5 protein-coding genes are annotated in these 6317 nt (G+C 45.3%); 3 read left to right on the top strand and 2 right to left on the bottom strand.

All coding sequences use genetic code 11. The features are described from left to right. The 3 genes from ACT3TU_RS05135 to ACT3TU_RS05125 form a co-directional block, all read left to right on the top strand. Positions 1–254 (top strand): DUF3124 domain-containing protein (locus ACT3TU_RS05135; protein WP_444784108.1); only part of this gene is annotated, 254 nt, incomplete at its 5' end. Between the two features lie 54 nt (positions 255–308). After that, on the top strand, positions 309–1181 hold the full coding sequence (locus ACT3TU_RS05130; protein ID WP_192529275.1) for a hypothetical protein: 873 nt from the start codon (positions 309–311) through the stop codon (positions 1179–1181). A 219-nt stretch (positions 1182–1400) separates the two neighbouring features. Continuing rightward, positions 1401–3620 (top strand): PhoX family protein, encoded by a 2220-nt coding sequence (locus ACT3TU_RS05125; protein WP_192529274.1) that lies wholly within the window; start codon positions 1401–1403, stop codon positions 3618–3620. Positions 3621–3800: 180 nt separating this feature from the next. On the opposite strand, the gene hutI is transcribed toward ACT3TU_RS05125, so the two are convergent. Both hutI and ACT3TU_RS05115 read right to left on the bottom strand, forming a co-directional pair. Next, positions 3801–5135: an imidazolonepropionase gene (hutI, locus tag ACT3TU_RS05120; RefSeq protein ID WP_192529273.1), complete on the bottom strand. Its 1335-nt coding sequence runs from the start codon at positions 5133–5135 to the stop codon at positions 3801–3803. Positions 5136–5159: 24 nt separating this feature from the next. Continuing rightward, positions 5160–6272: a formimidoylglutamase gene (locus tag ACT3TU_RS05115; protein ID WP_192529272.1), complete on the bottom strand. Its 1113-nt coding sequence runs from the start codon at positions 6270–6272 to the stop codon at positions 5160–5162. Between the last annotated feature and the right edge of the window lie 45 nt (positions 6273–6317).

Raw genomic sequence — 6317 nt, 5'->3', positions numbered from 1 at the left:
ATAAGATAGATTATTACAGTACCGATGGCGACCTTGTAAAGTCATATTTAACAGAAACTATTGAGCTGCCCGCCATGGCGACGTTAAATTATATCGTCGAAAAAGAAGAGGATAAAGGGGGCTCTGGGGCAAAGTTTATCATTGAAGTCGAAGGGGTAGATGAAACCGTCAAGCCCGTCATCGAGGCGGTAATGATTGGTAATTTTAGCAATAAAGGCTTTGCTTTTAGTACGCAGGGTACGCCGGTTTTGTAGTGAAGGTTGTTTATGCTTTATTAATATGGATAATCCAAATTTAGGAGAGTTGCCATGTTAGATTTTACCCAAGGCTCATCTTTAGCAACTATTAAAACAGTACTATTTACTACTGTATTGCTCGGTACGGCGCAACTGCTGGCAGGCTGTGACTCGCAGCCTGCAAATTCAAATGAAAATGATAATGCCACGGCGCAAACGGATAATATAGATAAAAATACGGCTGAGAAAGATAATGCGTCTATCAATTCTAGTTCTATAAATCCTGCTAATGCGGATAAAGCACGGAATAACGAAGCAGAAAAGTTATCTAATGATAAAACCGTCAATCCATCAGGCTACCAAAAGCTAAGCTTTGGGCAGATTATTACCCCTGAATTACTAAATGAGCTAGGACTGACCAAAGAAAAAACTGACAACGAGCAATGCTATTACGTCAGTAATCCAGCACTGAACTATGTGGATAAAGAGTACGGTAAACGCGCCTCTTTGCTCTATCAAATCATCGATAACAAAGTTGCTCTTATTGCTATTCAGGCTCCAAACATACCCTTTTATACAGACATCCATGTTGGTGATTCAGTGACAAAGGTGATGAAAGCGCATAATAACGAGCTGACTTATGAAGTCGATAAGTATGCGGTTGATGGTGACTACTATAGCCTGATTGCTAACGTTAACTTTAAATTGATAGAAGAGCCCCAACTCGGAGAAACATTAAAAGCCGAAAACATCAAGCTGAATAATCAAGAAGACAAGTTGCCCATACAGATTGAATATCATATCAAGGGTGGTCAAAAGCTTAATAATTATAGAATTAACTCAACAGAGTGGACGGCAGACAAGCAAAGTTTATTAAAGGGAGAGGTCGAAAGTATTGATATTGGGTTACCAGATGCTATCTATTTGGTCGAAGGTTGCTCTTAAGACGTAAATATAAATAACGTAGCGCTTTATATGCTTAGATTAACATATCAAAAACAGCATGGTTTTTTAAAGATTATTATCTAAAAATTTGTCATCAAGTTGTCATGGAGTTTCAGTAGACTCAAACATAAATCGTATTTTGGTCGTTACAACGATAACGCCGCGATATTTTTTATGCCAACTCAGCCTACTAAATCCAGCCTAACAAGGTGACTGAACATGACCTCATTGAATAACAAGCAAACGCTTGCGCACGAAGTTGTTGAAGACTCTAACCCGACTGATAATATTGACTTTCAAACCATTATCAATCGCCGTATGAATCGCCGCAGTATCCTCAAAGGTGGCACAGGGTTGACGGCGGCGGCGTTTTTTGGCGCACTACCTTTGGTCGGCTGTAGCGACGATAATGATAGCAACTTGCCTGTTAAACCCAGCGACGATAACAGTGCCGCTATTCCTGCGCAAGGTAACTTAAAACGTCCTGAAACTTTGAAGTTTACAGCCGTACCGCATTCAAAAGCTGACACCATGAGCGTGGCAGCAGGTTATAAAGCCGAGATGATATTACCACTAGGCATGCCGCTGATATCTGGTATCGATGATTGGAAAGACAATCGTGAGCAGTCCGCTGAGTCGTTTGAGTGGCGTATGGGTGACAACCATGATGGCATGTGGTTTTTTGGCAAAAACGGCAATGCGTACGATGCCAAAGCGTCAGAGAATGGTCTACTGGTGATGAATCATGAGTATGTAAACAGTAGTGAGCTTAGCCCATTTGGTTATCATGTCATTCAAGATAGTAGCGCTGCGGCAATTTTTCAAAACCGTCGCCTCGCAAGCGACGTGCGCCGTGAGGTCAACTGTCATGGGGTCGCTGTGGTTGAGATGCGCCGCCGCGCTGATGGTATGGGTTATGAGATGGTACCCAATTCGAAATACAATCGCCGCATTACCAGCAGTACGACTGCCCAATTAACAGGTCCTGTTGCAGGATCTGATTTGGTTAAGACCAAGTTTGATCCGACAGGGTTTCAAACTCGCGGCATTAATAATAACTGCGGTGCTGGACTATCACCTTGGGGCACTTATCTGACCACAGAAGAGAACTTTTTAGGGGTTTTTGCCCGCGGGCAAGATGCCAATCAATTGAGCACTGGACACAACTACGGTCGTGAACGCTACGGGGCAACGGAGAATTTCCCAGGCTTTGAATATTTGTGGCATACACCTGACGCCAAAGATGCTGCAATCCCTGACGAGTTTTCACGTTGGGATATGACCGCCGTCGGTGCCAGCGCTGCTGATGACTACCGTCATGCATTCAATACCTTTGGTTATATCACCGAGATTGACCCTTTTGACCAACATTCTATACCGCAAAAACGCACGGCATTGGGTCGTTTTGCTCATGAAAACTGTGCCTATGCGCCTGTTGAACAAGGTAAACCCGTGGTCTTTTATATGGGTGACGATGCCCGCGGCGAATATATTTATAAATTCGTCTCAAAAGCCACGTGGTCAAATGCTGATATCGGCGGCGGCTTAAAAGCGGGCAATAAATATTTGGACGATGGCACGCTATATGTTGCTATTTTTAATGAAGATGGCAGCGGGGCGTGGAAAGCACTTGTCCATGGTCAAAATGGATTGGATGCCTCTAATACTGTCTTGCCGTTTCATGGACAAGATGAGGTATTGGTCTTTGCTCGTGCCGCTGCTGATGTCGTTGGGGCGACTAAGATGGATCGACCTGAATGGGTATCGGTCAGCCCGATAACGGGTGAGGTATATGTGACCTTGACCAATAATAAATATCGCGGCGTAAGTGATGATCAACCGCTCTCAGCGTCGAATCCACGCAGCTATCAAGTTGGCGGCAAAGCGCGCGGTAATGACAATGGTCATATCATTCGCTGGGCAGAAGCAGGTGGCAATCATGCGGCAACAAGTTTTGAGTGGGATATCTACCTGTTTGCCTCGCCAAGTGATTTATCAGCGGAGAACTTATCACAGCTAAATGACAACAACGATTTATCGTCGCCAGACGGACTGTATTTTGATCCGCGCGGGGTGTTATGGATTCAGACAGATGATGGCGCTTATACGGATACCAGCAGTTGTATGTTGCTTGCGGCACTACCGGGCAAAGTCAGTGATGGTTCGCTTATGACCACTTCAGCAGGGCAGCAAACCCGAGTCGGCATGCCTGCCAGCAATGACAATATCAAACGCTTTTTCGTCGGTCCTGAGGGTTGTGAGGTGACTGGTATCACCATGACACCAGACTTTAAAACCCTCTTTATTAATATTCAACATCCAGGCAATAGCTGGGGCGCCGTCGCGGGTGGCAGTACCCCGCGCTCAGCGACGGTCATGATTACGCGTGAAGATGGCGATGTGATATTGGCTGAGTCATTTGATACCGCAACCACTTAAAACAAACCAGTAGCACTTAACAGTAGTAGCACTTAAGAATCCTCTTAATCTTCAACAAAAAAACCAATATGCTTGATATTCTTTTCTCTGTTTATGGAGAATAAAGAGGCAAGTATATTGGTTATTGTGTTTTTAAACGACGGTTTTAAGAATATATTATGCGTTCAGTTATTACTTTGCTTAGGTATGCCACTGACCTTGAACCATAATACCTGCAATAGGATTTAGCCCCATTTGATAAGCTAGGTCAGCAGGGCGCGCGATGTCCCATAATGCCAAATCAGCATCGTAACCCACTTCTATTTTACCTTTGTTGGCGAGACCTAACGCTTGTGCCGCATGAACCGTTGCGCCTGCCAACACTTCTTCAGGGGTTAAGTAAAATAGTGTACAGCCCATATTCATCGCTAATAACAGCGATGTGAGTGGCGAAGTGCCGGGGTTGCAATCGGTTGAAACGGCAATCGGAACTTGGTGTTTACGCAATGCTTCAATCGGTGGCAACTTAGTATCACGCAGGGTATAAAAAGCACCCGGCAATAGCACGGCTACCGTGTTACTTGCAGCCATTTTTTTAATATCGTCTTCTACTAAGTGCTCAAGATGGTCGCTTGATAATCCTTGGTATGCTGCTACCAAAGCGCTAGCGCCTATGTTTGATAACTGTTCGGAATGTAACTTAACTGGCAAGTCTAACGAACGAGCGACTTCAAAGACGCGCTTAATCTGCTCAGCAGTAAAGGCAATTTTTTCACAGAAACCATCGACCGCATCGACCAAGCCCTCGCTATGCAAGATTGGTAACCACTGGCAAACTTGCTCAATATAGTCATCGGCATTGTCTTTATACTCTGATGGTAGCGCATGGGCGGCCAAATAAGTGGTGCTGACATGAATGTTGTGTTTATCACCGAGAGCGCGGGCGACTTTTAGCATTTTGCGCTCAGTGTCTAAGTCCAGTCCATACCCAGATTTGATTTCGACACTGGTCACGCCTTCTTTGATGAGCGCGAGCAGACGTTTTTCACTTTGCGCAAACAATTCTTCCTCATTCGCTGCGCGGGTGGCGCTAACGGTTGAGACAATGCCGCCACCTTGTGCCGCGATATCTTGATAGCTGGCACCTTGCAATCGCGCTTCGAACTCGTTGCTGCGGTTACCGCCATAAACGATATGGGTATGGCAATCGATGAGTCCGGGCGTGACCCAGTTGCTATTAACGTCTTTGATTTGATCGCTTTTATAATGAGTAAGATGCGGCTTTATTTGCTCATGCGTACCAACCCATGCAATTTTGCCGTCTTTGATACCGATAGCAGCGTTTCCTAATTGACCATAAGGCGTGCTTTCATTCTGATTGTTGTTTTGATCATTGCTTTGATTGGCGCTATAAATATCAAACCCGTATAGCGCTGAAAAGGTGGCGAGATTGGCATTGATGATGATGTGGTCAAATGCTGTAAGGGTAGAATCATTTATAGGCTTTTGATTTGTAGGATTTATTGTATTAGTCATGATGTGCTCCTGCTTATTTTGAAGCTAGTGCGTTTCTGTGATGAGTAAATGCTGCTCGATAATAGTCGCCAAGAGGCGAGCGGCGACTTTACAGCTGCGCGCATCAATATCAAAGGTCGGGTTAATCTCGGCAATATCAGCCATCTTTACTTTGCCTGATGCCATGATACGTTTGACCGCGCGCTCAACGAATGCCAAGTTAATACCATAGGCGGCGGGCGCACTGACACCAGGAACGACGCTCGATGGCAAGCAATCCATATCAATAGTTAAGTAGACCACACCAACTTCGTTGATAAAGGTCTCTATTTGAGTAGCAATTTTTTTCCACTTCTTATTGGTGCAATCTTCGTCACTGATAATATGTACGCCTAACTGCTCAGCACGGTCAAAGAGCGCGGCAGTATTTGAAAACCGACTGACGCCAATACAGCAATAGTGAAATGGCTGACCTTGTTTATCAAGGTGCTCGGCAATCTGGCGAAATGGCGTACCAGACGTGGCGACATCAGATTGACGAATATCTAGATGCGCATCAAAGTTAATCACCCCGATGGTAGGCATTGTGCTTGCATCATTTTCAACATTGCTTTTGACATGGTTTTCGATATTGCTAACGTCATTAGTAGACTTATAGGTTTCTGATGACAGCGCCTGCCACAATCCTAAAAAACTGCCATAAGCAATGGCATGACCACCACCAAGCCCGATAGGTAGACCGCCTTGCTGGATAATATCACTTATCTTCTCGGCATATTTTACTTGGGCTTGCTCCAGGGTACGCTCGGCAAAATCATCATTATCATGACAATGGATATCGCCAGCATCACCCAGCAGGGTTGGTAATTGACCATCAAAGCGTTGTTGTAACTCAGCGATGACCGGCAGCGCCGCAAATGCCTGACGAATCAAGGGCGGCGCAGCTCGTGCACCCACGCGTCCTTGATTACGTCTGACGCCTTGGTCACAAGCGAACCCAACCAGTCCAATGCGCTGGCCGTTTTGCTGACTGGTGCTATCAAAGGCATAAGGCTTCACTATTTGATGCCAGTAGCGGGCGCGCGCAGACTCAAACGGCTCTGCACGTCCTGTCCACCGACTCATATCAGCTGCAGTGTGGCTAACGGCTATTGTCATTGTAGACCTCCTTTCATAATATAAAACCTGACTCTCAATTTAGTA

This window comes from Psychrobacter sp. AOP3-A1-26 (assembly GCF_052378235.1).
GTDB lineage: Bacteria > Pseudomonadota > Gammaproteobacteria > Pseudomonadales > Moraxellaceae > Psychrobacter.
The sequence above is the reverse complement of the archived record's forward strand: the minus strand, read 5'-3'. Positions and strand labels throughout refer to the sequence as shown.